General features: G+C 59.1%; 19 protein-coding genes. 11 read left to right on the plus strand and 8 right to left on the minus strand.

Features of this window, described 5'->3' with window-relative positions; genetic code table 11:
* The first annotated feature begins 119 nt into the window (after positions 1-119).
* Positions 120-1,073 (plus strand): LysR substrate-binding domain-containing protein, encoded by a 954-nt coding sequence (locus DTS01S_RS21365; protein WP_061288707.1) that lies wholly within the window; start codon positions 120-122, stop codon positions 1,071-1,073.
* On the opposite strand, the gene DTS01S_RS29890 is transcribed toward DTS01S_RS21365, so the two are convergent.
* The 3 genes from DTS01S_RS29890 to DTS01S_RS21375 form a co-directional block, all read right to left on the minus strand.
* Positions 1,054-1,386 carry a hypothetical protein gene (locus DTS01S_RS29890; protein ID WP_074932011.1) on the minus strand — a complete coding sequence of 111 codons (333 nt, stop codon included), beginning with the start codon at positions 1,384-1,386 and terminating at the stop codon, positions 1,054-1,056. The two genes, DTS01S_RS21365 and DTS01S_RS29890, sit on opposite strands and share 20 nt — an antisense overlap.
* A 185-nt stretch (positions 1,387-1,571) precedes the next feature.
* Complete coding sequence (locus DTS01S_RS29895) at positions 1,572-2,249, minus strand: hypothetical protein (RefSeq protein WP_241150406.1); 678 nt, start codon at positions 2,247-2,249, stop codon at positions 1,572-1,574.
* A gap of 473 nt (positions 2,250-2,722) precedes the next feature.
* Entirely contained in the window at positions 2,723-5,215 is a 2,493-nt protein-coding gene (locus DTS01S_RS21375) for a hybrid sensor histidine kinase/response regulator (protein WP_061288709.1), read from the minus strand.
* Positions 5,216-5,812: 597 nt separating this feature from the next.
* On the opposite strand from DTS01S_RS21375, the gene DTS01S_RS21380 reads away from it, so the two are divergent.
* From DTS01S_RS21380 to DTS01S_RS21390, 3 genes are all read left to right on the plus strand, one after another.
* Positions 5,813-6,913 carry a porin gene (locus DTS01S_RS21380; RefSeq protein ID WP_017405727.1) on the plus strand — a complete coding sequence of 367 codons (1,101 nt, stop codon included), beginning with the start codon at positions 5,813-5,815 and terminating at the stop codon, positions 6,911-6,913.
* Positions 6,914-7,043: 130 nt separating this feature from the next.
* A complete protein-coding gene (locus tag DTS01S_RS21385) occupies positions 7,044-8,624 on the plus strand; it encodes an esterase-like activity of phytase family protein (RefSeq protein ID WP_026062469.1) in 1,581 nt (526 codons plus the stop codon).
* Positions 8,625-9,129: 505 nt separating this feature from the next.
* Entirely contained in the window at positions 9,130-10,893 is a 1,764-nt protein-coding gene (locus tag DTS01S_RS21390; protein ID WP_061288711.1) for a DEAD/DEAH box helicase, read from the plus strand.
* Positions 10,894-10,921: 28 nt separating this feature from the next.
* Here DTS01S_RS21390 and DTS01S_RS29900 read toward each other — a convergent pair whose 3' ends face one another.
* Positions 10,922-11,482 carry an SEL1-like repeat protein gene (locus DTS01S_RS29900; protein ID WP_370671643.1) on the minus strand — a complete coding sequence of 187 codons (561 nt, stop codon included), beginning with the start codon at positions 11,480-11,482 and terminating at the stop codon, positions 10,922-10,924.
* Between the two features lie 381 nt (positions 11,483-11,863).
* Between DTS01S_RS29900 and DTS01S_RS30635 the strand changes: the two genes are divergently transcribed.
* The 7 genes from DTS01S_RS30635 to DTS01S_RS21420 all read left to right on the plus strand — a co-directional run bounded on the left by DTS01S_RS30635 (position 11,864) and on the right by DTS01S_RS21420 (position 19,102).
* Positions 11,864-12,208, plus strand: coding sequence for a hypothetical protein (locus DTS01S_RS30635; RefSeq protein WP_139223885.1), 345 nt, complete (start codon positions 11,864-11,866; stop codon positions 12,206-12,208).
* A 679-nt stretch (positions 12,209-12,887) separates the two neighbouring features.
* Complete coding sequence (locus DTS01S_RS21395) at positions 12,888-14,258, plus strand: hypothetical protein (protein WP_026062471.1); 1,371 nt, start codon at positions 12,888-12,890, stop codon at positions 14,256-14,258.
* Positions 14,259-14,261: 3 nt separating this feature from the next.
* Complete coding sequence (locus tag DTS01S_RS21400; RefSeq protein ID WP_017405732.1) at positions 14,262-15,263, plus strand: serine protease family protein; 1,002 nt, start codon at positions 14,262-14,264, stop codon at positions 15,261-15,263.
* A 58-nt stretch (positions 15,264-15,321) separates the two neighbouring features.
* On the plus strand, positions 15,322-16,257 hold the full coding sequence (locus tag DTS01S_RS21405) for an integrase core domain-containing protein (protein ID WP_017405733.1): 936 nt from the start codon (positions 15,322-15,324) through the stop codon (positions 16,255-16,257).
* Positions 16,258-16,652: 395 nt separating this feature from the next.
* Complete coding sequence (locus DTS01S_RS29905) at positions 16,653-17,636, plus strand: DGQHR domain-containing protein (RefSeq protein ID WP_074932004.1); 984 nt, start codon at positions 16,653-16,655, stop codon at positions 17,634-17,636.
* A 92-nt stretch (positions 17,637-17,728) separates the two neighbouring features.
* Complete coding sequence (locus DTS01S_RS30640; protein WP_139223884.1) at positions 17,729-18,544, plus strand: hypothetical protein; 816 nt, start codon at positions 17,729-17,731, stop codon at positions 18,542-18,544.
* Between the two features lie 180 nt (positions 18,545-18,724).
* Positions 18,725-19,102 (plus strand): hypothetical protein, encoded by a 378-nt coding sequence (locus DTS01S_RS21420; protein WP_061288713.1) that lies wholly within the window; start codon positions 18,725-18,727, stop codon positions 19,100-19,102.
* Positions 19,103-19,212: 110 nt separating this feature from the next.
* On the opposite strand, the gene DTS01S_RS21425 is transcribed toward DTS01S_RS21420, so the two are convergent.
* The 4 genes from DTS01S_RS21425 to DTS01S_RS21440 all read right to left on the minus strand — a co-directional run bounded on the left by DTS01S_RS21425 (position 19,213) and on the right by DTS01S_RS21440 (position 22,995).
* The gene (locus DTS01S_RS21425; protein ID WP_017407921.1) at positions 19,213-19,758 is read right to left on the minus strand and encodes a PepSY domain-containing protein; all 546 of its coding nucleotides are present in this window, start codon (positions 19,756-19,758) and stop codon (positions 19,213-19,215) included.
* Positions 19,759-19,900: 142 nt separating this feature from the next.
* The gene (trpB, locus tag DTS01S_RS21430) at positions 19,901-21,112 is read right to left on the minus strand and encodes a tryptophan synthase subunit beta (protein WP_061288715.1); all 1,212 of its coding nucleotides are present in this window, start codon (positions 21,110-21,112) and stop codon (positions 19,901-19,903) included.
* Between the two features lie 469 nt (positions 21,113-21,581).
* Positions 21,582-22,478: a 3-hydroxyisobutyrate dehydrogenase gene (gene mmsB / locus DTS01S_RS21435; protein WP_017404772.1), complete on the minus strand. Its 897-nt coding sequence runs from the start codon at positions 22,476-22,478 to the stop codon at positions 21,582-21,584.
* A gap of 37 nt (positions 22,479-22,515) precedes the next feature.
* Positions 22,516-22,995 carry a DUF488 domain-containing protein gene (locus tag DTS01S_RS21440; RefSeq protein ID WP_017404773.1) on the minus strand — a complete coding sequence of 160 codons (480 nt, stop codon included), beginning with the start codon at positions 22,993-22,995 and terminating at the stop codon, positions 22,516-22,518.

Consider the following 22,995-nt stretch of genomic DNA (forward strand, 5'->3'; position numbering starts at 1 on the left):
ACGACACCCTCGGTGCGGGGCGGCCCTTCCTCGGTGTCTCAAAGTTGAGGTGCGCGGGTTTTGTGGCTGCGAACCATCTGAAGTCCCATGATTTATCAATCTGTATTTCAGAGGTAGCCATGGTGCAAGATGCCATCTCGCTTGCTCCCCATCCGCCGCCTCTCATGAAGACCCACCTGCTGCGCTATTTCGTCGCCCTGGCCGAGGAACGTCACTTCGGCCGCGCGGCCCAGCGGCTGTGCATCACCCAGCCGCCGCTGAGCATGGCGCTCAAGACCCTGGAGCAGGACCTGGGCGCCAGCCTCATGGACCGCGACGCCAAGAACGTGCGCCTCACCCCTGCGGGCGAGGCCTTCCTGGTCGAGGCACGCAAGGTGCTCGCCCAGCTGCAGCATGCGGCCGACGTGGTGCGCGGCGTGGCCGAAGGCATGCAGGGCCGGCTGGACGTGGGCATCACCGGCTCCATGGTCTACCGCCAGGTGCCCGACTTCTGCCGCGCCTTCCGCGCAGAACGCCCCCTGGTCGAAGTCTGCCTGCATGAAATGTCCACGCGCGAGCAACTGCAGGCCATTGCCAGCGGCCAGATCGACTGCGGCTTTCTCAACATAGCGACCCCGCCAGACGGCCTGCAGACCCTGTCGATCGGCGAGGAACCCTTTGTCTGCTGCCTGCCCGCCACGCATGTGCTGGCGCAGCAGCCCGACATCGACCTGCGCGAACTGGCCCGCGACACCTTCGTCATGTTCGCCCGCGAAGTGGCCCCGGCCAACTACGACAACGTCATCGCCTGCCTGCAGCAGGCCGGCATCCACCCCCACACACGCCACGCCGCGCGCCAGTGGCTCACCGTCATGGCCCTGGTCTCGGCAGAGCAGGGCGTGGCCCTGGTGCCCAGCTGCATGCAGCGCGTGGGCATGAACGGCGTGGTGTTCGTGCCGCTGCGCGGTCCGCAGCAGGCCATGACGCCCGCCGTTATGGCCTGGCGGGCGGACCAGCCTGCGGCGGTGCTGCAGGCTTTCATTGAGAGGGTGAGGGCGATGGCCTCCACCGCCGTCAAGGGTGGTAGGGGTTGAGGGCTGTCACCTCTACAGACCCTTCGCAATAGTGCATGGCGAAAACCACCAGCTCCTTACCATTCGATTGGGTGATGGCCTCCACGTGCCAAAAAGGCACTTTTTCTCCCGGAGAAAACGTCACCTTGGTGATATCGAATACGTACTGAGGAAATTTCTCTTTCAGTTTTTTCAGTACATTCTTTCGAACCAGATTAAGGTCATGGTTTTCGCAAGCGGTTGCGTTTTTTGCGTCCCCGCATGCGGTGATCAGCAAGACTGCGCCAGCCAGCAAACTGCGCAAAAAGCTGGATCTTGTCAGAGCTTTTTTCATATCAACGGCCTGTGAAGTAATTGACCAAGGCCGTTGATGGACGAATGCCGGCTGAAATTATGCGCGGATGTGCGGTGTTGTGCGGGCACCATCATCCAAGACGGGTTGCCATGGTACTTTCTTCTGTTTTAGGCTGAAGAAGGCGCCATGGCTTCCTGGGGTCATAAACCTGGTTTACTATTGCTTCAATAGATTTCCATTATCCCATTCTCACTGGCCGAGTATTTGCTTTCCGAAACTGCTCGAGCAGAAACGGCCTTTCCCCCTGTGCCGGCCAAATGTGGGTACATGTAGCATAGAACTGCAACTTGCAGATTTGCGACTGGAATGCTACCAGCCATGGTGAAACCATTATTATAGCAATTTGGAATCCCTCGAACTCCAACGGCAAGTGAAAGATCGCCGCCTTTTGGTACAGAAAAGTCAACGCCTGCACTTGCAGATACTCTTGTGTATGAGCCAGCACGCGGGTAAGGGTCATAGCTTAGAGATAGAACAGGTCTGTAGTTCCATTGGCCACCAGGCATGTAATAGTAGTCAGATTGTTGTTTGAATGACATTTCCTTTTGAGGGGACGCTGGTTCGCAGTGAAGAGGTATATTCCTTTCATCGCTACCAATTACCATTTTTCCGGGAGATTCTGGATGCTTGTCTCCGTATATCTCGCACAGCCTCTTGTTGAATTCAATCGCTTCATCATTTTGATTGGTGGTTTCGTAGAGATATGATCCATTTGATAGCTTGACTAGATTGATGGTCACGGTACCACTCATTCCAGCCATGCTGCCAGAAATACTTCTGGCGACCATTGGCATGCCGTTCTTTTCAATTTCCTCATTCCCTATCAGAAAATCTTGAGCCATTGCAGAGATTGATACGAGAAAAAGTATAGATCCGGTCAGAATTTTACTTGGCATAGTTCCCTCTGTGCTGAAATGTTAATAGGCCTTTGCTGCCACATGGCAGTGACTGGCGCTATCAGTCTAAGTTCTTTCGAATTTTCAGATCAAGTGGAGACTGCTGTCGTTTTCTATTTTTTCTGAAAAATAAGATACTTCCTAGGAATTTGCGTGAATTGACGATCAGCGGTCTAAACACAAGCATTCGGATTCAAGATGAGCAAGGCTTTTGCTGGTTCGCAGGCTTGATGAATCCGTAAGTTTCTGGGGCCGTACATCTGAGTGCTCTTGCCGCTTTGGCAGTACCCCTGCGTCGTCGCCGATCGAGTCTGCCCACATTGCCACTACGCGGGCCGAGGGAGATGCGATGTGACGGGGTTTGAACTGCGAGACAGGCGCCCGGAATCTGCCGGTCACCACGGCCCCAGCCACACGACTCAGTCCAATGGCACAGCGTCTGTACTGCCCAGAATCTCCGCCACCTTGAGCGCCAGCGCCTCCAATGTGAACGGCTTGGTCAGAAGCTGCGTACCGGGGTGCAGGTTTTCCTGGCTGAGCGGAGATGCCTCGGTGAACCCGGTGATGAAGAGCACCGGCAGGTCGGAACGGGCCAGGCGTGCCTCGTCGGCCAGCTGCTTGCCGTTCATTCCGCCGCGAAGCCTCATGTCCGTGATCAGCATGTCCACCCGGGTTCCGGCGCGCAGTACCTGCAGTGCGGCGGCTGCATCGGCCACGGCAAGCACCGTGTAGCCCAGGTCGACAAGCGCCTCGTCGATGAGATGGCGGATCGGGGCTTCGTCATCCACGACCAGCAAGGTCCTTTGGGCAGGAACCACCACCTGCCTTGCCGCATCGACCGCGCGTTCTGCAACGGGCGCGGCGTCGCACCTGGGCAGATACAGGCAGACCGTGGTGCCCTGGCCCGGCTGGGAGAAGATCCTGACCGCTCCTCCCGATTGCCGCGCGAAGCCGTAGATCATCGACAGCCCCAACCCCGTTCCATGGCCCACCGGCTTGGTGGTGTAGAACGGCTCGAAGGCGCGCGCAATGGTCTGCTCCGACATGCCGGTGCCCGTATCGGTGACGCACAGCGACACATAGCCGCCCGGCGGAAGGTCCCACTCCCGGGCTGCCGCCTCTTCAAGCTCGATATTGGCTGTCCTGATGGTCAGCCGGCCGCCTTCGGGCATGGCATCGCGGGCGTTGATGCACAGGTTCAGGATGGCGTTCTCCAGCTGCGTCCCATCGATTTGCGCATGCCACAGATGGGCTGCCGGCACGATGTCGATGTCCACGCTGGCGCCCACCGTCCTGCGCAGCAGGTCCTCCCAGTCGGCCAGGAGCGCGGCCATATCGGTGGGCTTGGAGTCCAGAATCTGCCGGCGCGAGAACGCAAGCAGCCGCTGCGTGAGCGTGGCGGCGCGCCGCACCGCCCCCTGCGCTCCATGGATGAAGCGCGTGAGGTTGTCCACCTGGCCGCGTGCCAGCATCCGCTGCAGCAGCTCCAGATTGCCCATGACGGCCGCCAGCAGGTTGTTGAAGTCGTGTGCAAGACCGCCCGTCAACTGGCCCACGGCCTCCATCTTCTGCGACTGGCGCAGTTGCTCCTGCACCTTGGCCAGCGCTTCGGCCTTGGCCATTTCGGAGGTGATGTCGCGGCCCACTGCGTTGATGCGGCCTGCCGCCGAACGGGTGGACCAGGAGATCCAGCGGTAGCTCCCGTCCCGATGGCGATACCGGTTGTCAAACCGGGCATGCGCCATGCCTGTGGCCAGCTCTTGCGTGTCCTGGATGGTGCGCGCTAGATCCTCGGGATGGATGAGATGAAAAAGCGTGGTGCCGAGCAGCTCGTCTTCACGCCAGCCCAATACCTCGGTCCAGGCCGGGTTGACCGCAGTGATGATGCCCTCGAACGTGCAGCGCATCATGATGTCGGATGACAGCTGCCACAGCGCGTTGCGGTCGGCCGTGCGCTCTGCCACCTGTTCCTCCAGCGTGGCATTCAAGCGCTCCAGCGCGGCCTGGGCCTGCTTGCGCTCGGTGATGTCGGAGGCCGCTCCCAGCCAGCCGGTGATGGCGCCTGCGGCATCGAACAGCGGCACGGCGCGCGAGAACGCCCAGCCCACGCTGCCATCGACGCGGTTCACCCGGTGCTCGATCACGTAGTCCGTCTTCGTGCGGATGGCCCGCGCGATCTCCGCGCGCACTAGGTCGCGGTCCTCCGGGGGGATGTAGTCTTCCAGCCAGTTCGTGTTGGACGCCTGCGTGTCAGGGATGAACCCGCCGCCTGCCAGTTGGTGCAGCTCGCTCCAGTCCGCACTGATGGAGTAGCGCACCTCCGAGGAGGAGCGAACCAGCGCATCCAGCCTTTCCTCGCTCTGGCGCAACATGTCCAGCGCCCGCCGTTCCGCATCGATGTCCAAAATGGCGATGGCCGTGGCCACGACTTCCTTGTCCGCATTGCGCAGCGGCACCCCGAAAACGCGCGTCCATACCTCGAGCCCCTGGGGCGTGTCATAGACACAGTCAACGCCCGGCACCACCAACTCACCGCGGAACGCGCGGGCGGCCACAAACTGGTCGCGGGGAACGGGCTTGCCATCCTTGTCCCAACTGCGCCAGCGCCCGCGGTCTTCCTCGGCCGACAGCAGCGAAGGGATGGGGGTGTCCGGCAGGAAATGGCGGTAGGCCGGGTTGGACATCAGCACCTTGCCACCCTTGCCCACCAGGCACAGGCCTATCGGCAGATGCTCGATGAAATCCGAGAACAGCGTCTTCTGGTCCGCGACCTGCGCATCGAAAGGGTCCTGATCGCTGGCGCCCGCGCCCTGTATGGCGCTGGCATGGCCCGCCGTGGCAATCGCCAGCTGCGCCCGCAGCCTGGCGTTTTCCTCGCGAAGCAGGGCAATCTCTTCGGACTCTTGGATCATGGGGGGTGGAGCGGGGCGTTGGGTGGAGGAGAGGGGGCCGCTCGCCGCTGGCGGGGACGGCGATGCTGCCTGGGGATCATAGCTGTGACTGCTGGTGCGACCGATGTTGAGGCTGCAGTCCTCGGTGCGGCAATTCTTGTGGGACTTCGCCCCCCCAGGGACTATGGGGTTGAACTGGCTGTGCAATGGGCTGAATTTGGGTCCCCAATGACCGATGAATCGATCGACGAACGCTCGAAATGTTCCATTGAAAATATGGAAGTCGAGAACCTTATTGGGAAAATGGCAAAAGAATGCATATTTCCGCCAATTTCTCGAATATGAATCAAACAAATCGGCAATGAATGATCTGCCCCGTCGTGCAGGCCATGGCTGAAGGGTGGCGGCGATGGGGCTTCCCTGCGGGAAACGTGCCGCAGGCACCGCCGCTGCTGTGACTTTCATGTCACACAGCACAGCTGTCACGAAGAATACTTATGTGTTGCCTAGAGTTCCCGCAGCGGTGGCAGGAGGCTACCGTCATTCTCATTAATAAGTTCGGTTCGTATCTCGCCAATGAAAAATCAAAAAACGTGCTCGCGCATTCTGGGACTCGCGATGGGCACATTCTTCGCCTCTTCTTCCAGCTTGGCCCTGGCACAATCTTCCGTCACCATTTTTGGTGTGGTGGACGTCGGTGTCACCGTTGCCAAGTCCGGCAGCAACAGGCTCAATGCACTGAACTCCAGCCAAGGCAAGACCAGCTTGCTTGGCTTGCGCGGCACGGAGGACCTCGGCGGCGGCAACCGAGCTCAGCTCTGGCTTGAAGGCGGCCTCAACCCCGATGTCGGCTCTGGCGGCAGCAGCGGCTCCCTTGGCTTCGAGCGCCGCTCCACGATCGGGCTGAGCAACAATTCCTGGGGTGAAATCCGGCTGGGTCGCGACTACACCCCCAGCTACAACATCTTCACCGCTTTCGCGGGCCCCGACACCACCACCGGTGTGCAGGCCAATCTGTTCCAGACGATCCGCCAGACTGCCTATAACGCCGCCAGCCAAAGCGGCGTGGTCGACCGCACGCGCATCAGCAACGCCGTGGGCTACTTCCTGCCGAGCGACCTGGGCGGTATCTATGGCCAGTTCTCGGTTTCCTTTGGCGACGAGAACGCCTCCGGCTCTGGCGCAAGCAAGGCCCGCAGGTACATAGGCGGCAACCTGGGCTATCGCTCTGGCCCGCTGAACGTGGGTATCGGCTACGGCCGGATCGACGGTACCGCGGCCGTGGCTTCGCCCAGCGCCATCGCTGCAACCAGCGATCTCGAAGACCTGGTGCTGGGCGCCTCGTACAACTTCGGCAGTTTCCTGCTCAATGGCGGATACAACAGCCTGAAGTGGGAGCCCGTCAACGGCGCAACCTCCGGGAAGGTGGACGGCTTCTACCTGGGCGCGACCATCCCCATGGGGCCAGGCAGCTTGCGCATCAAGTACGCCAGCGCCAAGTTCAGCGGCAACGCCTCTGCCCTCACGCGCAGCGGCGGCAAGGCCGACAAGTATTCGATCGGATATGTCTACGACTTCTCCAAGCGCACCTCTCTGTACGCAGGGCTGGCGCGTGTGAACAACAAGAACGGCGCCAGCGTCGGCCTGATTGGCGGCCCTGCGGGTGTGGCCAACGCCGGCTCGACCGGTGTGGATCTGGGTATCAGCCACTCGTTCTGAGCGGCACAGCGCCTTTTCCAGAAACGAAGCCTTCAAGGTGAGGCAGGCCCTTGCCACGCAGGGCCTGCCGATCTGCCTATCTGCCGATCTACCTATCAGGCTTGCCTCTTCTTCTCAAGACCTACTCGCCATGCGCCCCCCCACTTCCTCTTCCTGCCTGATGGCAGTGATCGCCGCCGCGGCTGCCTTGCTGAGCGCCTGCGCCGACACCCGCCCGCTCCAGGTCGCCGGCTCCGAGACGGTGGCGCAGACCACCGGCGTCGGCAGCATCCGCGCCACCGTCACGCGCCAGGAAGTCCAGTTCGACGACAGGTTCTATTTCCCCTACGAAGGCCAACACCCCGCCACCAAGGCCGATTTTCCCAAGGGCTTTCTGCCAGCCTACGGTTCGGGCCTGGCCTTGAAGGGCAGGCGTGCCGACGGCACGCTGGAGTTCTACGCCATCACCGATCGCGGCCCGAACGCGACCACCGGCCCGGTCACGCAGATCACCGACGGCTCCAATCCCGCGGGCTTTGCCAGTTCCACGGTGTTTCCCTCGCCCAACTTCACTCCGTCTATCGGCGTGATCGCCCTCGGAAAGGACGGAGCCAGGCTCGTCTCCACCCTGCCGCTCAGATTCAGCGCCACACAGAACGCCAACGGCCGCGTGCAGCCACGGGGCATCACAGGCAACACGGGCGAGCAAGTCCTGGACGACACCTTCACCTATCCCGGCAAGGCCAAGGGCTACAGCGAATTCGGCCTGGACACAGAATCCGTGGTGGTGGATGCCGCACGCAATGCGCTGTGGGTGTCCGACGAATACGGACCCTTCATCGTGAAGATCGACCCGGCGACCGGCATCATCCAGAAGAAATACGGGCCCGGCACCGGCGCGGCCGATCTGCCGGCCATTCTCGCCAAGCGCCGCGCCAACCGTGGCATGGAGGGGCTGAGCATCGATGCGGCCAGCGGCAAGCTGCACGGCTTCCTGCAAAGCCCCCTGGACGACGGCAAGGCCGACTACACCACCGCTGCCGTTGCCGACGCCACTGGCAAATCGGAGAACGTGCGCGACTACGCTCGCTTTGTGCGTTGGGTGGAGTTTGACCCGACTACCGAGAAAACCCGCCTGTTTGCCTTGCCCGTGGACAGCCGCTGGTACAACCAAGGCAAGACCGGCAATGCCAAGCTGGGTGATGTGGTCTCACTGGGCAAGGGGAAATTCATCGCCATCGAGCAAGGCACGGGCAAGGACAAGAAAGTCTTCAACGACCTGGTTCTGATCGAGTTTCCGGCCAACGCCACCGATATCACCGCGCTGGGCTCCGACCTGGAAAAGAGCAGCCTGACTGGCAAGCCGGTCAATGGCTCGGACTATTCCAAGGTCGTGACGCTCAAGAAGACCCGGCTCTTCAACCTGAACGCCACCGGCTGGGTGGCCGAGAAGGCCGAAGGCCTGGCGCTGGTCGATGACTACACGCTGGCGCTGACCAACGACACCGACTTCGGTGTTTCGCTGGCCGTGCTGGACGCCAGCGGCAAGGAAATCGAAGGCTCGAACGTCACCAAATGCATGGTGGACGCCGACGGCAAGATCGTGAACGACGGCCAATGCGCCAAGGGCGCGGCGAGCCTTCGCTTCACCACCAATGACGTCAACGATCGCACGCAGCGACTGTGGACCTTTAGGTTCAGCAAGAAACTGAGCGAATACGGCGCTCCCTGAACGACTGCGACTGCTTGGCATAGGCAAGACAACGGGGCCAAGGCGATCCAGGGCGGTTCGTCCAGCGCGAAGGCGCTGCGACGGGCCGCAACGCTGATGTCGCCTCCTATGGCACCTGCACGGAGCAGCGCCGCCGTTGCGGCGAAAGTGCGGGGTTGCCGCAATGGCTGGACCTTTCGACCTCCAGCAGTCTTACGGCATTGCCCAAAGCGGTAGTCGTCGAGTGCGTAGATGGCAGGCATACGTCCGAGCCAAGCACTTTCACAATCAAATCCTCCTCTGCTTGGCCATTTCAGAAGCGCCTTCAAATTCCATGCTGGTTTCCGCGTGAGTCGAGGAAATTCAACAGAGAGCCGTTCAGAATTCAATTCCGGATTTTCGATGGCTTGGGATTGGCCAGTCATCGAATTCCTGAAGAGATAGTGCGTGCGGTATCCTCAGCCGCTCTGTAGAGGAGAAGAAAGTGGCGGTACTGATTCCTGCGATGGGCGCGTGCGTTGGGCGCATGACGCCTGGCGAGCGACGCCTGGCCGAGCGGTTGGAGCAAAAGCTCGAAGACGATTACATGCTCTGGTATGACGTACCCATCGGTCCCAAGCAGACGCATCCTGACTTCGTCGTCATTCATCCACGCAGGGGCGTTCTGATTCTTGAGACCAAGGATTGGCGGCTCGAGACGGTTCAAGAGGCTACCAAACAGGCCTGGACGCTCGTCGTGGATGGAAGGCCCAAGGTCGTCATCAATCCGGCAGCCCAGGCGCGACACTGCGCCATTCAAGTGGTCAATGCGCTGGAGCGGGATCAGCAACTCATTCACGGCGAAGGCACTCATCAGGGAAAGCTGGCATTTCCCTGGGGCAGCGGCGTGGTGTTCACCAACATCACGCGCAAGCAGTTTGAAGAATCTGCACTGGACCAGACGATTGATGCGCATCTGGTCATCTGCAAGGACGAGATGCTGGAATCCGTTGATGCGGAGGCTTTTCAGCAACGCCTGTGGAACATGTTCCCCCACGCTTTCGGCAAAGCCATGTCGGTGCCGCAGCTCGAGCGCACGCGGTGGATCATGTTCCCGCAGGTGCGTGTTCCGGTGCAAGGCAGCCTTCTGCCGGAAGACGCGGACGAGCTGCCGGACATCATGCGCGTCATGGACTTGCAGCAGGAGCAACTCGCGCGCAGCCTGGGCGATGGGCATCGCGTGATCCACGGAGTTGCCGGCTCAGGCAAGACCATGATTCTTGGCTATCGTGCTGAACACCTGGCCAAGACCGCTTCGACCAAGCCCATCCTCGTGCTCTGCTACAACGAGCCCTTGGCCGTGAAGCTCAATGCCTGGTTTGCGGCCAAGGGCCTGGCCGACCGGGTGCATGCCCGCAACTTCCACAGGTGGTGCCGCCAGCAGTTGGTGGCCTATGGCCAGACGCTACCCGCTCAGGGCCCAGGCATGTTTGATCAGATGGTGGAGTTTGTGATTCGCGGCGTGGACCGGCAACAGATTCCGTCCGGGCAATACCAGGCCGTGATGGTCGACGAGGGGCACGACTTTCAGCCTGAATGGCTCAAGCTCGTCACCCAGATGGTCGACCCTGAGACCAACAGCCTGTTGATCCTGTACGACAGCGCCCAGAACATCTATGGCAAGAGCAAGGCGCGTGGCTTCAGCTTCAAGAGCGTGGGAATCCAGGCCTCTGGGCGCACGACCATTCTCAAGATCAACTACCGCAACACCAGGCAGATTCTGCAAATCGCCAACCGCGTCGCCGCCGAGTTCCTGCAACCCAATGCCCAGGATGATGACGGTGTTCCGCTGGTGCAACCCATCAGCTGCGGCCGCGAAGGGCAGGAGCCGCTGATCGTGCACCTGCCGAGCTTGCGGGACGAGCCCGCCAAGATCGCCGAGCTGCTGGCTGCGGCGCATCAGGAAGGCCACGCCTGGGGTGACATGGCCATCCTGTGCCGCGATCACGACTCCATGAACCAGTGCGCCATGGCACTTGGCCGCCGAAGACTGCCGCATCGCGTGCGACATCGTTCAGGTGACTTCGATCCACTGGCCGACACCATCAAAGTGATGACAATGCACGCCAGCAAGGGATTGGAGTTTCCGGTCGTGGCCGTTGCAGGAGTGGGGCAGATGCCGCGTGAAGGCGAAGATGCGGCGGACGAGGCCAAACTGTTCTATGTGGCTGCGAAGCGGGCGACACAAAAACTGGTGTTGACTGTGGCGGGCGAAGGGGCGTTTGCGAAGGCGCTGGTGAATGCTGGGTGAGGACGGGCACAAGTCCGTCGTGAGGTGGTCAGTGCTCCAGGCGTGGTCTCAGTAGCGTTGTGCCCGCAGCGCATTCTTGAGGATGGCGCTGCGATCCGAAAATGATTTTGCGCATATCACCCTTCCCACTCGGATGTGCACGCCATCTTGCCACTCGGCGCATTGCACTCGGCGCATTGCGCAGGCGGTTCAGGAAATCCAGCTGGCTTTTGGCCGTTTGATTCCCTTTTGCAACGGCTTGCCGCAGCCAATGCACTGCTTCGCAGCGATCTGCTTTCACCGCGGTGCCATACAGGGTTGGGCCTGCCAGAAGAATCCATGCCAGTGTTTCCTGGGCTTGTGGCTCGCCATCCCGGGCCGCCTGGCGCAGCAACGCGAGCATGGAGGCGTAGTCACCCGCAGTCTGCGCCTCCAGGGCCAGTTGAAACCGCTGCTCGGAAGTCGTGGCCATGTCCAACGGCAGCGGTGCCGCCTGCGCCAGCGCGCCGGACAGGGCCGCTGCGATGAACAAGCCATGCCGTGCATGCCGGGCCAGCGTGGCAATTGGGGTAGCAATTGGTGTGGCAATTGGGCGGAATTCGAATCGCATTTTTGTCTCCACTTGAACTGAGTGGCCCCATCGTCTTCGCAATCCCGGTCCCTGAAAATTCGGAATTTTCAAAGGCGCCCTCAGGGCCACCCAGAGGCTGACTCGAATCGGCCGTGCAGGCCCGCGCGCACGGCTTCAGCCCATGAACCCCAGATCGATGGGATAGGCCGAGCCGCCGAAGTTGCCGATGTGCGGCAGCTGTGCGTTTGCACGGCAAGGCTCCTGAACGCTGCACCCCGGCTCAGACGCACTAGGGATGCCAAGGCCAGGCAATCTTCTGATTGTCAGTGTGTGTATGGTGAAGTCATTCGTGCACGTTACCTAAGGCTCAGGTGTTGCACTTCATATTTGAGACTGCCGTAAATCAACTGTGCAAAGACAATGACGAGAATCTTCTTTATTTTGGTGGGGATCATGATTTCTGGCACCACGTCTGCTGGTGAGAAAAATTCACCACCAATCCAAGATTTGCAAGAAATAAAGAGATCTGCAGATGAATTTTTGATGAAAGAAAAAAGGCAGAAGAGAACACAGTTAACTGCTGTTCGAATAAATCCAAAAATAATAGTCGAACAGTGCGCTGCTACACTTGAAACGAACTGGGCATCTCCAGGCAGCGGAGTTTTAGGAAAAAGAGTTCAAGTTGTCTGCAAATCGACATTGCACGACAAAAGGGGTTGGCGTTTTTTGGTGCCAGTGGCTGCGTCGGATACACATAGGAGTTAGTCGGATACACATAGGAGTTAGAGTGAAATTTTATGCGTCAGGAATGCTTGGTTGCAAGCATGGATAGCATGCTGGGGCGGGTGGCTTCATTGCTCACTGCCGGCTTGCGCGCACCCCTGTATCCCTAGCTGTATCTCAAAATGATCGGGCTGTTCGCTCATGCAGGGTTTGAAGCTCCTGCGAGCCAAGGGCACATTTTATGTGGCGAACTAAAAATGGTGGGGAATATCAGGCCGAGTGGATCCATGACGGCCGAGCTGTGCCAATTGCTCGTTGTCGGCGGTGGACCCATTGCATTCGTTCGAGCCGGTCAGGAAGATGTCTGCTGTGCAGCGAGTTATGCGGCTCACAGGTTGTGTACAGGAAACTGAAATGAGGTCGGATGGAGGCGCTCGGTATAATTTGTGAGGCTTCCGTTGTCATAGCGGACCCGTCATTGGTTGGTCTCATGTGACGCCAATACCATATAACGCCGAAATTGCGCTTGCCCCTCAGCGTCAACGCAATGGAATTCGCAGCAACTGGCAAAGTGTTGGGGTAACTACGAATATGCATTCGTTGCGTTGCAACTCATTGTTATGAATGTGCCGACTGAAAGACGGGGCTGTTTGCGTCTCAAGGTTTCGCCCGACCATTGCTTTGATCCATTCAACCAATGCTGCGATAGAGGGAGACATCTATGAAAAAACTATTTTTCCCGGCAGTCTGCTGCGCGCTGATTGTTTTGGCTGGCTGCGCCAGCGTCAAGGTCATAAAAGTGAATGAGGGCCAGCCACAGCCTGAGGGTATTCCGTTTTATCTTCCGCGGCCCTATGTTCAGGTGTACGAGCCCTTTGTCATCTCCTCCAAAGTGTTTCTGTCGGTGGGGCAACTCACGCCTGATGGACAGTACCTGTTGATCGACAACGTAAAGGGCGACTTTGGCGGAACTCTGGCCGCCGATCTCAGCAAGGAATCCTCTGTACGGTTTCCGGCCTCGGCCGTTTCGCTGGTTTCACCAGCCGTGCTGACTGCAGGGCCGCAGATGGGCGATGTAGGCGCCCAGGCCTCAACCACCGCAGCGAGCACACCAGCAACTGGGGCCAACGCTCCCAAGCCGGCCACGAGTGCCCCGGAAGCGGCAAGCAGCACGCCAGTCGGGCAGTACAACATGTCAATGACGCAATCGGCCACTCCATTTCCTACGACACTGGGCCGTCGTTTCTTCGATGTAGTTTGGATGCCGGATTTTGACGAAAAGTACGTCATCCAAGGGCAGCAGGGCTTAGGCAATACCACCGCCGGCGTCACGATGGTCCAAGGTTGGGGGCTCTATGGGCTGGACGCGCGCATCGACAACAGCGGCATTGTTCGGCCGTTGCTGGATTTTTATTCGACTGGTCTCGGCGCGCTGTCCAAGCTAGCCCAGAACAAGATTCTGCCGGCCTCCGCACTCACGGGAGCACCCCAATCTGGCGAGAGTGAGGGCGGAAAGCCGATAGAGACGGCGAAAGGGTTGGTCCCCGGGACCAGGGTTTTGGTGAAAGTAACCAAGGTGCTCGTTGCTGCACCCGGCTTGTACCCGATGCTCAAGCCAAATGAAATCGGCAGTGATGCGATTAAAGACCAAGACACTGAAAAGGCACGCTTGCTGATTCCCCAACGACCTTATACGAACCTCGCATTCAATGTCTACGAAGTCGTCGTCGTGGAGGCCGCGAAGCCAACCGGCGATACACCGATGAACCTGCAGAGGTACTTTGACGTCGATGGACAAGGCAAGACGATGTCGGCACCTGTCGCAGTAGTTGCCTCGGCAAGCACTCCCGCGTTCGACGCAGCTAAGTTCACCGCGACAGTGAACGACCTGCTGAAGACGGAGAAGGGCACCGACGGCGGATTCTGGGTCATCTCCGATGTGACTGCAGGCAAAAAGCTGATGGCCACCGCGACACTTACAGGAGGAGTACAGAAGCCAGCCAAATACGCCACCAAGGTGTCGCTCCAGCAACTGTTGTCGGTGCAGTCGAAGCAGTTTGCTACGCAAGATATCGAGATTTCTGGGATCTAAGCGATGCCAAGCCGCGTCTCGAAGGCCAAAGCGCCGTCGGCAGCCTCGTCCGCAGACCTCTGGAAGCAACTGCCATCCGAAATACAGTTGCAGGTGCTCACGCGGCTTTGTCGGAATAGGTCCAAGCTGCTCAAACAAGAGTTCCCGGAAGTGCTTTCGGTGGGCGTTGGGCACAAGATGACCGCTGGCGAGCGCTTGTCCACGCTTTGCCTAGGATTTCTGGTGCTGCACAAAGCCGATTCAGGTAAGCAACTGCCTCAAACCATCAGGACCACGATCAAGATTGATGGTCGCGGACGTCAGGTTTATGTCCCCACGGATGTCGAAGAGTTGGCCGATAGCGGCCCTCACCTTGCTACCAATGCGGCGACTGGGATCCTGGTGGTATCGGCCAGTGAATCTGCGATCCGTGGCACGGGGGCAGTCTGCTGTCTAGTTCGGGCTCAGGGGCAACCAGATCTGTTCGCGCTCAGTTGCCATCATGTGCTGACGTTGTCACCTAAGGTGGGGGGATGCCACATCGTGATAGATGCACTGGTCTCTGACCGGCAAGGTGTGCCCTTCGGTCAGTTGTTCGAGGCCGTCCCCATGGCACCCCAGCAGCCTTCCCAGATCGATGCTGCCCTCGCCCGCATCGAGGTCGGCAGCACAGTCCGATGGGTACACAGTGGCATGCAGCCCAGTAGTGTGGACATGGGCCTTTCAGAGCCGCAAGATTGCACGATCTATGCGCCTGGACGCCTTGTGAACGCGGTCTATGTGAAAACCTGGCCCGAAGTCCAGCTACCTTATCCGGGCTGCGGAGATGTCCAGATCGTGTGCGCGTACCAGTTCCAGGCTGCCACCCAACCAGGGGACAGTGGATCTCCCGTCATCGGAGTTGATGGCACCCTGTACGGCATGCATTTCTGGGGGAGCCCATTCAGCAACTTTGCGATGGCGATACCGGCTGGCTATTTGTTCGGGCCGGGCGTGTTTCATGTCGGGACTTTGGAGCTTGCTTAAGATGTACGGTCCCAGGAAGTCATGGTGCATTCTTCAGCTTGGAACAGGAGAAAGCACTATGGCAATCCGCCTGCATGGCAGCGCCCGCACGACGCCGCGTATCCGCGCAGAGCTCCAGCTAGCGACCGGTTCCCATCGGTCCTTAGCCCAGCTCTACGGCATCAACCCCAAGACCGTGGCCAAGTGGCGTGCGCGCACCTCGGTGCTCGATGAGCCCATGGGTCGTCGGGGCAGAACAAGCCAGTATCTTTCTCAAGAGCAAGAACACCTGGCAATTGTGTTGCGCAAGCAAGGGCATCTGTCGCTGGACGATCTCATGGGGCACCTTTTGGAGACGGCGCCCAAGCTCAGTCGCAGCGCCTTGCATCGATGCCTACAGCGTCACGGAATCAGCCGACAGCCCACAACGCACGTGCTACGAAGGCACGGAAAGTTTGAAGAAACGACACTCGGTTTCGTGCACAGCGACAGCGCCGAAATGAAGATCTCCAACGGCAAACAGCACATGTTTGTTGCCATGGATCGCGTCACAAAATTCACGCATGTCGCGTTCTTTGACAGGGCCACGAAAGCCAACGCAGCGCAGTTCCTTCGGCAGGTGCTTGCAGCCTTCCCTTACCGCATACATACCGTCCTGACAGACAACGGCATGGCCTTTACAGGGCAAGAGCGCTTCAGAGGCGGCGTCACCAATGGCATCGAGAAAAGGCATACCAAACCGTATCACCCCTGGACGAACGGTATGGTCGAGCGCATGAACCGGACCATCAAGGAATCCACGATCAAGGCCTACGAGTACGAGGGGCTGGAGCAGCTACGGGAGCATGTCCAGGCCTTCGTTCAAAGCTACAACTTCGGCAAGTACTTGAAGGCGCTCAGGTGGAAGACACCATTCCGGGCGATTTGCGAGGCATGGGAAAAAGATCCAAGCCGCTTTAGACTTCATCCGCACCATCTCACTGTGGGACTGAACATCTGCTTAGAGGGGGATTAGGGCACGTGATCGCGGGTTGCAGCACTGTGATCATTAACAGCTGTGAGAAGTCGAACATTGCAGTTGGTGGTGGAGTTAGCACTCATCGCCGACTTTTTGGCTCATCTCTGCAGTTTGGCATCAACTATTAGTCCACAATTTGTGACAGAATGCAGTCCACACTCAGAATTCGGAGCGAACGAGAAGTCAAGTTTGGGTGCTTGTGGGCCGTTAGTTGGACTATTTTATGAAGCGTCGTACAGCTTCGTCTTAGTATCTGTGTAGTGTGCTATGGAAAAAATGCAATGATTTTAGTTTTCTGAAAAACTTTAAGACAAATATATATAGGAGTGTGGTCGGAGTTTTCTGTTGGATTGTTGAAAATATAGCGAATTTATTGATGGTGGAAAATTTAAATGGAAATTCAAGCATTTGATCTAAGTCATGCCGGCACGGGATTTTATCTGACTGCTATGCGGGCGAGCGAACTTTTTCCACTGTGTCGAGTGGAGCGCGTATCGACTAACGCAGCTGAAGGATTTCAGCGCCAACTAGACGCTCCCCGAGCACGACGTATAGCTAAGTATTTAGAAGAGAGAGTGGTTCCCGGTGCTATTGTTTTGAGTGCGCAGCATGAATTTGCACCCTCATTTAATTCCGATAAAAAAATTTTGACGCTTCCTGATGAGCTTGGGTCGCTTCTTGTTATCGATGGACAGCACCGGCTGTATGGCGCAAAAATCGCATTTGACAATGGTGGACCAGATGTGAAGCTTCCAGTATGCATTCTTACTGGACTATCGCAAGTTGCACAGGTTCAGTACTTTGTTGATATTAATTCTTTTGCAAAAGGCGTTCCAAAAACACTTCGAATAGAGTTGACGAAATTCTTGGTCGCACAAGACTCAATTGACGACATCAGACTCCGCCTATTCCGAGAGCTTAATGTTGAGGTAGATTCGCCGCTTTGTGGAAAACTGAGCGCTGAGCAAAAAGGGCCAGGCTATCTTTCCCATGTGCCTTTTGAGGTGGCGATTAACAAGGTGCTCGCAACGGATTTGTTGAGAGATCTCGAATACGAGCAAAAGAAGATACTGCTCAAAAATTACTTGTCTGGTGTTTATGGGAATCTACTTGAGCTCGCAATTCCGGAGAAGCTCACGCAGTCAGCGTTCTTTCAAGCGATTTTTAGAGTTTTCCCGAAAGCCTGCGATAATGCACTAATGCTGCATAGAACTCTTAAGTCAGAAGCTTTTGTTTACGTTTTTGAGGCGCTTCAACTTATTAATTTCGAAATCCACACCGGTACAAACGAAGAAGCGATAACCAATCTTGAAAAAGATCTAATCGATAAGCTCGATATGGACAAGAAGCGCAAACTTTCAAATGATTTGTTCTAAATATGGGACGAGTCAGTCAAGTAATATCTGATCGTTGCTCTAGGGCGCTCAGTGACTTAGCGGGCCGCAGTGGTCCGCTTACATTGGAAACGTTGACCTTCAACGCCACTCTGAAATACTCGATTTGTCAAGACCGTAGGATTGCGGTTGATATTCTGGATGAATCTTCGTTTGAGGTCTATGAGGTTGCGCATGGGGATGCTGTTTACAACAGCAAAGTTCTTCCTGAAGCTCGACTATCTGATTTCTTTCTGGGCGCTTCGCGCGTCGAACAACAGTACAAAACAGTTCTTGAGTTGCTTCAATCAGATAATTCTGCTTGGCTTTTGGTATCTGCCTATTACAGTGCTTTTTTTGCATGCATTGAATTAACAAAAATGTTTGGACGCATTTCGTTCTCAGTTGATGAGAGTGACATGAATGATCTTAAGCTTAAGGCAACAGGCACTAGCTTTGCAGAATTCTTTAACAAAGGTCACAATAACTTTGTGGGTGTTGAGCGTGCTGGAAAATTGCGATTTAACTCTATTGGCACTAAGCCTCATTACTTTGCATGGGACAATGCGAGTAAAGTTGCTAAGGTCATTTTTCAAGACCGAAATTGGACTGATGCTATCAATTTTATGGCGATGCTTGAAAATAAAGACTGCGCGCCTAGTAATATAAGGAATACATGGAATTATAAGCGGGCTGACTATTTTGGAGTCAATGGAGAGCGACGGGCTAAGGAGTTCCGAAAGATTATCGGAAATACGGCTGGTGCCCAAGCATGGATTGAACAGAGAGGTGCCAACCCAGGCGAACTTGATCCCTGTGTGGTTGCCGTCATGGCTGAAACACTTTCTACTGCGGTAATCGTTGCTTCCCAACGGGCTAAGGAGATTGTCCGGACATTGGCTTCGAGTTGACATTTGGAATATTTGATTATCTGCATGCTTGCATCGTTGTGATGCCCCACGGCAGCTTTACAAATTTCCATCTAAAGTTGGCAGACAGCGTTCTGAAAAAACAGGAAGCTCTGCTACTTGGTCATCCAGCCTTTATTTGTGATTGAACCTGGGGACCGAGGCCCTCTCGTCAGGATACCAATGCCCCAGCCAACCCCCGCCAACACACCCCCACCCAAACTCGAAGACTTCGCCATAGACGCCGTCCTGCACATGGGCGCCGCGCTGGATGTGCTGGACCTGCTCGCTCGCCACAAGGTCACGGCCATCAATTGCGTGTGCCGGGATCTGCTGCGCATCTACTACGTGAAGGCCGATCAGGCGCAGTCGCTGGAGCCGGAAGACAGGGAACTGGTGGGCCTGCTGCACGACACGGCGGTGAACCTGGGCTATGCCATTGAGGTGGTGGAGCATCTCAATGGCGATGAGGCCGACGACCCCATTCTTTATGCCGTGAGCTATCTGCTCAGGGCGGCGCAGCGGTTTGCGGATGAGGGGGTGTCGGTGGCGTTGGCCTGAAGAGCGCAACAGGCGTGGATGGCCTGCGGGCATGGCGGGAACGACGCAAAAAATGGGCGAAAAAAAAGCGCGCCTCATGCTGAAGCGCGCTGCCGGGTGGGGGTCGTGGGTCAGTCCTTCTTGGCCCGGATGACTTCGCCGCCCACGGCGTCGATCTTGACTTCCATGAGCGTGCCGTTGGCCTGCAGCACTTCGACCTGGTAGCTGGTCTGGCCCCAGTGGGAGTCCAGTTCCGCGCTGACGGGCGTGCCCGGTGTGTGGCGGGTGGCGGCCTGGATGGCTTGCTCTATGGTGGATTTGGCCTTTTCCAGGCGCTGGCGGTCCTTGCGCTTGGCGGCGCCGTCGTTCTTGTGCTGGGCGGCCTGGCCGGTGATGGCGTTGACCCAGACTTCCACGCTGTCGCCGGCCGGGGTGATGACTTCGATTTCGTAGCGCGGGCCCGTGCCGTCGCCGTCGTCCAGCTGGGCTTCGATGGCTTTGCCGGGCACGGCCTGGGTGGCGCGGGTGATGGCCTGCTCCAGCGGGATCTTGGCCTGGCTGGTGATGGTCTGCCATTCGGCCACCGATTTGGCTGCGGCGGGCAGGGCGACGGTGGCGCAGGTCAGGGCCAGGGCGATGGAGAGGGCGGCGGTGCGTGCGAACTGGGCAGGCTTCATGGGTGTGGCTCCTTCCAGGAATGGGGTTGGGCAAGACAACGGTCGGGGCCATTGTCTCCACCGTCCCGGAGAGCGGTTGTCGGAGAGGGCGCCCTTTGCACCCTCCGGGGTGCTGCGGCTTGATCCAGCGCAAGCTCTGCGTTCAGAGGCCCAGCACCTTGGCCACGTAGTCGGCGTCCTTGTCGCCCCGGCCCGAGAGGTTGATGAGGATGTGCTGGTCCTTGGGCAGGCCGGGCGCCACGCGCATGGCCCAGGCCACGGCGTGGGCGCTTTCCAGCGCGGGGATGATGCCTTCCACGCGCGACAGCTGCATGAAGGCGTCCAGGCATTCCTTGTCGGTGACGGATTCGTACTGCACGCGGCCCAGGTCCTTGAGGTAGCTGTGCTGCGGGCCCACGCCCGGATAGTCCAGGCCCGAGGCAATGCTGTGCGCGGCAGCCGGCGTGCCGTCTGCGTTTTCCAGCACGTAGCACTTCATGCCGTGGATTTCGCCGGGCTTGCCCATGCTGAGGGTGGCTGCGTGGCGGCCGGGCTTGTCCGTGCCTTCGCCCGAGGGCTCCACGCCGACGAGCTTGACCGAGGCATCGCCCAGGAAGGCGGTGAAGATGCCCATGGCGTTGGAGCCGCCGCCCACGCAGGCAGCCACATGGTCGGGCAGCTTGCCGTGTTTGGCCTGGAATTGCTCGCGCGCCTCGCGGCCGATGATGCTCTGGAAGTCGCGCACCATCATCGGGAACGGGTGGGGGCCGACCACGGAGCCGATGGCGTAGATGTAGTCGGTGGGGTTGGTGAGGTATTCCTCGAAGGCGCTGTCCACGGCCTCCTTGAGCGTGGCCGCGCCGCGCGTCACGGGCACGAGCTTGCAGCCCAGGATGCGCATCTTGGTGACGTTGGGGTGTTCCTTCTCGATGTCCACCTGGCCCATGTGGATCTCGCAGGGAATGCCCACCAGCGCGCAGGCCGTGGCCAGGGCCACGCCGTGCTGGCCGGCGCCGGTTTCTGCGATGACCTTTTTCTTGCCCATGAACTTGGCCAGCAGCGCCTCGCCCAGGCAGTGGTTGATCTTGTGGGCGCCGGTGTGGTTGAGGTCTTCGCGCTTGAGGTGGATCTGTGCGCCGCCGAGCTGCTCCGACAGGCGCCGCGCGTGGAAGATGGGGCTGGGGCGGCCCACGTAGTCGGCGAAGAGCTGGGCCAGTTCCTGCTGGAAGTCTTGGCGTTTCGTGATTTCGGCGTAGGCGGTGTTGATGTCGTCCATGGCCTGCTTGAGGTGGGGCGGGACCAACTGGCCGCCGTAGGGGCCGAAGTAGCCTTCCTCGGTGGGCATGGGGGCGAAGTTGGGGGGTGTAGTGGTCATGGTTGCTGGCGGGTGTTCTGTGGAATGGCGGATGTTGGCGGTGGCAGCTTACGTAGGGCTGCCATGGGTCTGAAGAGAGAAAACCCCGGTCGGGGTTTCTTGTTTTTGACCCTGCCGGGTGGTTGTTTTTCGAGGCCGGGTTTCGGCCCGGCGGCCGACCTACCTTTCTTTGATTCGTCACCGGTACGCCGGCCGAAGAAAAGGATGCAAAAGAAAGACGACCCGGATGTCCGCGACCCCTTCGCTGCGCTGCGGGGCAACCTGCGTCGGGCCGCCTGCGGGGTTCGCCGCAGAACTCACTGCGCGCTGCGCGCTCCGTTCAGACAACTGCGGCGAGTCAGTTGACGAAGCAGTCCTGTCCTTCGGCAGGACTGCAACCCCGCAGACGGCCCGACGCAGGCGCGGGCATACGGGATTGGGGAGGCGGGCGCGGGTGCAGGGGCATTGTCCGCTGGTCTGAGCCTGGCGGTCAGTCGTTCTTTTGCAGGGAGCGGATGACGCTGGAGAAGTCCAGGGCGCCGTTGCCGGCGATGGAGTGCATGGCGTACATGGCGCGGGCCATGCCGCCCAGGGGCGTGGAGGCCTTGACGGCCATGGCGTTTTCCTGGGCCAGGCCCAGGTCCTTGAGCATGAGGTCGGTGCCGAAGCCGCCTGCGTAGTTCTTGGAGGCGGGGGCGTTTTCGTGGACGCCGGGGAAGGGGTTGTATTTTTCCAGGGCCCAGTTGCCGCCCGAGCTGCGGCGCATGATTTCGCTGAGGACCTTGGGGTCCAGGCCGTTGGCCACGCCCAGGGCGATGGCTTCGCTGGTGCCGATCATGAGGATGCCCAGCAGCATGTTGTTGCAGATCTTGGCGGTCTGGCCCGCGCCAACGGCGCCGGCGTGGAAGATGTTGGCGCCCATTTTTTCGAGCAGGGGGCGGGCACGCTCCAGGTCGGCGTCGCTGCCGCCCACCATGAAGGTGAGGGTGCCTGCAATGGCACCGCCCGTGCCGCCGGAGACGGGGGCGTCGATGAAGGCGATGCCTGCGGCCTGTGCGGCCTTGGCGACCTTTTGGCTGGTGGCGGCGGCGATGGTGGAGCTGTCGATGATGAGGGCGCCCTTGGCAATGCGCTGCAGCAGGCCGGCCGCGCCGTCACGGCCGAGGAAGAGGCCTTCCACATGCTGGCTGGCGGGCAGCATGGAGACCACGGCTTCTGCGCCCTGCACGGCGTCCTCGGCGCTGGCGGCAATGCTCACGCCCTCTGCAGCGACCTTGGCGCAGGCGTCTTTGGAGAGGTCGAAGGCCTTGACCGTGTGGCCGGCCTTGTGCAGGTTGATGGCCATGGGGCCGCCCATGTTGCCGAGTCCGATGAATGCGATCTGCATGTGCTTGTCTCCTGTGTTGTGAAGCTTGTGGTGTGTCTCAGTGGACCGTGTCGTCGGTGTAGTTTTCGCCGGGGTCCATGTCGCCGGTGTCCTTGTCACCGTTCGCAATGTCGGCGCCGCGTTCCTTGAGCAGGGAGCGCAGGATGCCGCGATGGCAGCGCGCCTCCTGCTCGCAGTAGCAGCCGATGGCGAAGGCGCTGTGCTGCGAGAGGGCGGCCAGCAGGTCCAGGGTGCGGCTGGCGGCGGGGTCGGCCATTTCCTTGCGGAATTTGCGCACGAATTGCTGCCAGAGCTTGTCGGCCTCGGCCTGCTGGCCGTGGTCCTGCAGGCGGTGCGATTCGAGCGCGGTGTGCATGGTGTCGGGCTGGGGCGAGAGTTCGGGGTACCAGACGTCGTAGTAGTCGCGGCTGGCGAATTCGGCCTTGGGCACGCCGCGCGGCGGGCGGCGCACGGTGCCTATGCGCAGGCCTTCATCGGCGTGGCGGGGGCTGCCTAGCTGGACGATGCGGATGGGCAT

Source organism: Delftia tsuruhatensis NBRC 16741 (genome assembly GCF_001571325.1).
Taxonomy (GTDB): Bacteria; Pseudomonadota; Gammaproteobacteria; order Burkholderiales; family Burkholderiaceae_C; genus Comamonas; species Comamonas tsuruhatensis.

Excerpts from the sequence above, each read along its gene's own strand:
- DTS01S_RS21440 (WP_017404773.1), bottom strand. The coding sequence starts at position 22,995 with ATGCCCATCCGCATCGTCCAGCTAGGCAGCCCCCGCCACGCCGATGAA.
- DTS01S_RS29905 (WP_074932004.1), top strand. The coding sequence starts at position 16,653 with ATGGAAATTCAAGCATTTGATCTAAGTCATGCCGGCACGGGATTTTAT.
- DTS01S_RS21365 (WP_061288707.1), top strand. The coding sequence starts at position 120 with ATGGTGCAAGATGCCATCTCGCTTGCTCCCCATCCGCCGCCTCTCATG.
- DTS01S_RS30635 (WP_139223885.1), top strand. The coding sequence starts at position 11,864 with ATGACGAGAATCTTCTTTATTTTGGTGGGGATCATGATTTCTGGCACC.
- DTS01S_RS21395 (WP_026062471.1), top strand. The coding sequence starts at position 12,888 with ATGAAAAAACTATTTTTCCCGGCAGTCTGCTGCGCGCTGATTGTTTTG.
- trpB (WP_061288715.1), bottom strand. The coding sequence starts at position 21,112 with ATGACCACTACACCCCCCAACTTCGCCCCCATGCCCACCGAGGAAGGC.
- DTS01S_RS29890 (WP_074932011.1), bottom strand. The coding sequence starts at position 1,386 with ATGAAAAAAGCTCTGACAAGATCCAGCTTTTTGCGCAGTTTGCTGGCT.
- DTS01S_RS21405 (WP_017405733.1), top strand. The coding sequence starts at position 15,322 with ATGGCAATCCGCCTGCATGGCAGCGCCCGCACGACGCCGCGTATCCGC.
- DTS01S_RS29900 (WP_370671643.1), bottom strand. The coding sequence starts at position 11,482 with ATGCGATTCGAATTCCGCCCAATTGCCACACCAATTGCTACCCCAATT.
- DTS01S_RS21385 (WP_026062469.1), top strand. The coding sequence starts at position 7,044 with ATGCGCCCCCCCACTTCCTCTTCCTGCCTGATGGCAGTGATCGCCGCC.
- mmsB (WP_017404772.1), bottom strand. The coding sequence starts at position 22,478 with ATGCAGATCGCATTCATCGGACTCGGCAACATGGGCGGCCCCATGGCC.
- DTS01S_RS21390 (WP_061288711.1), top strand. The coding sequence starts at position 9,130 with ATGACGCCTGGCGAGCGACGCCTGGCCGAGCGGTTGGAGCAAAAGCTC.
- DTS01S_RS29895 (WP_241150406.1), bottom strand. The coding sequence starts at position 2,249 with ATGGCTCAAGATTTTCTGATAGGGAATGAGGAAATTGAAAAGAACGGC.
- DTS01S_RS21420 (WP_061288713.1), top strand. The coding sequence starts at position 18,725 with ATGCCCCAGCCAACCCCCGCCAACACACCCCCACCCAAACTCGAAGAC.
- DTS01S_RS21400 (WP_017405732.1), top strand. The coding sequence starts at position 14,262 with ATGCCAAGCCGCGTCTCGAAGGCCAAAGCGCCGTCGGCAGCCTCGTCC.
- DTS01S_RS21380 (WP_017405727.1), top strand. The coding sequence starts at position 5,813 with ATGGGCACATTCTTCGCCTCTTCTTCCAGCTTGGCCCTGGCACAATCT.
- DTS01S_RS21375 (WP_061288709.1), bottom strand. The coding sequence starts at position 5,215 with ATGATCCAAGAGTCCGAAGAGATTGCCCTGCTTCGCGAGGAAAACGCC.
- DTS01S_RS21425 (WP_017407921.1), bottom strand. The coding sequence starts at position 19,758 with ATGAAGCCTGCCCAGTTCGCACGCACCGCCGCCCTCTCCATCGCCCTG.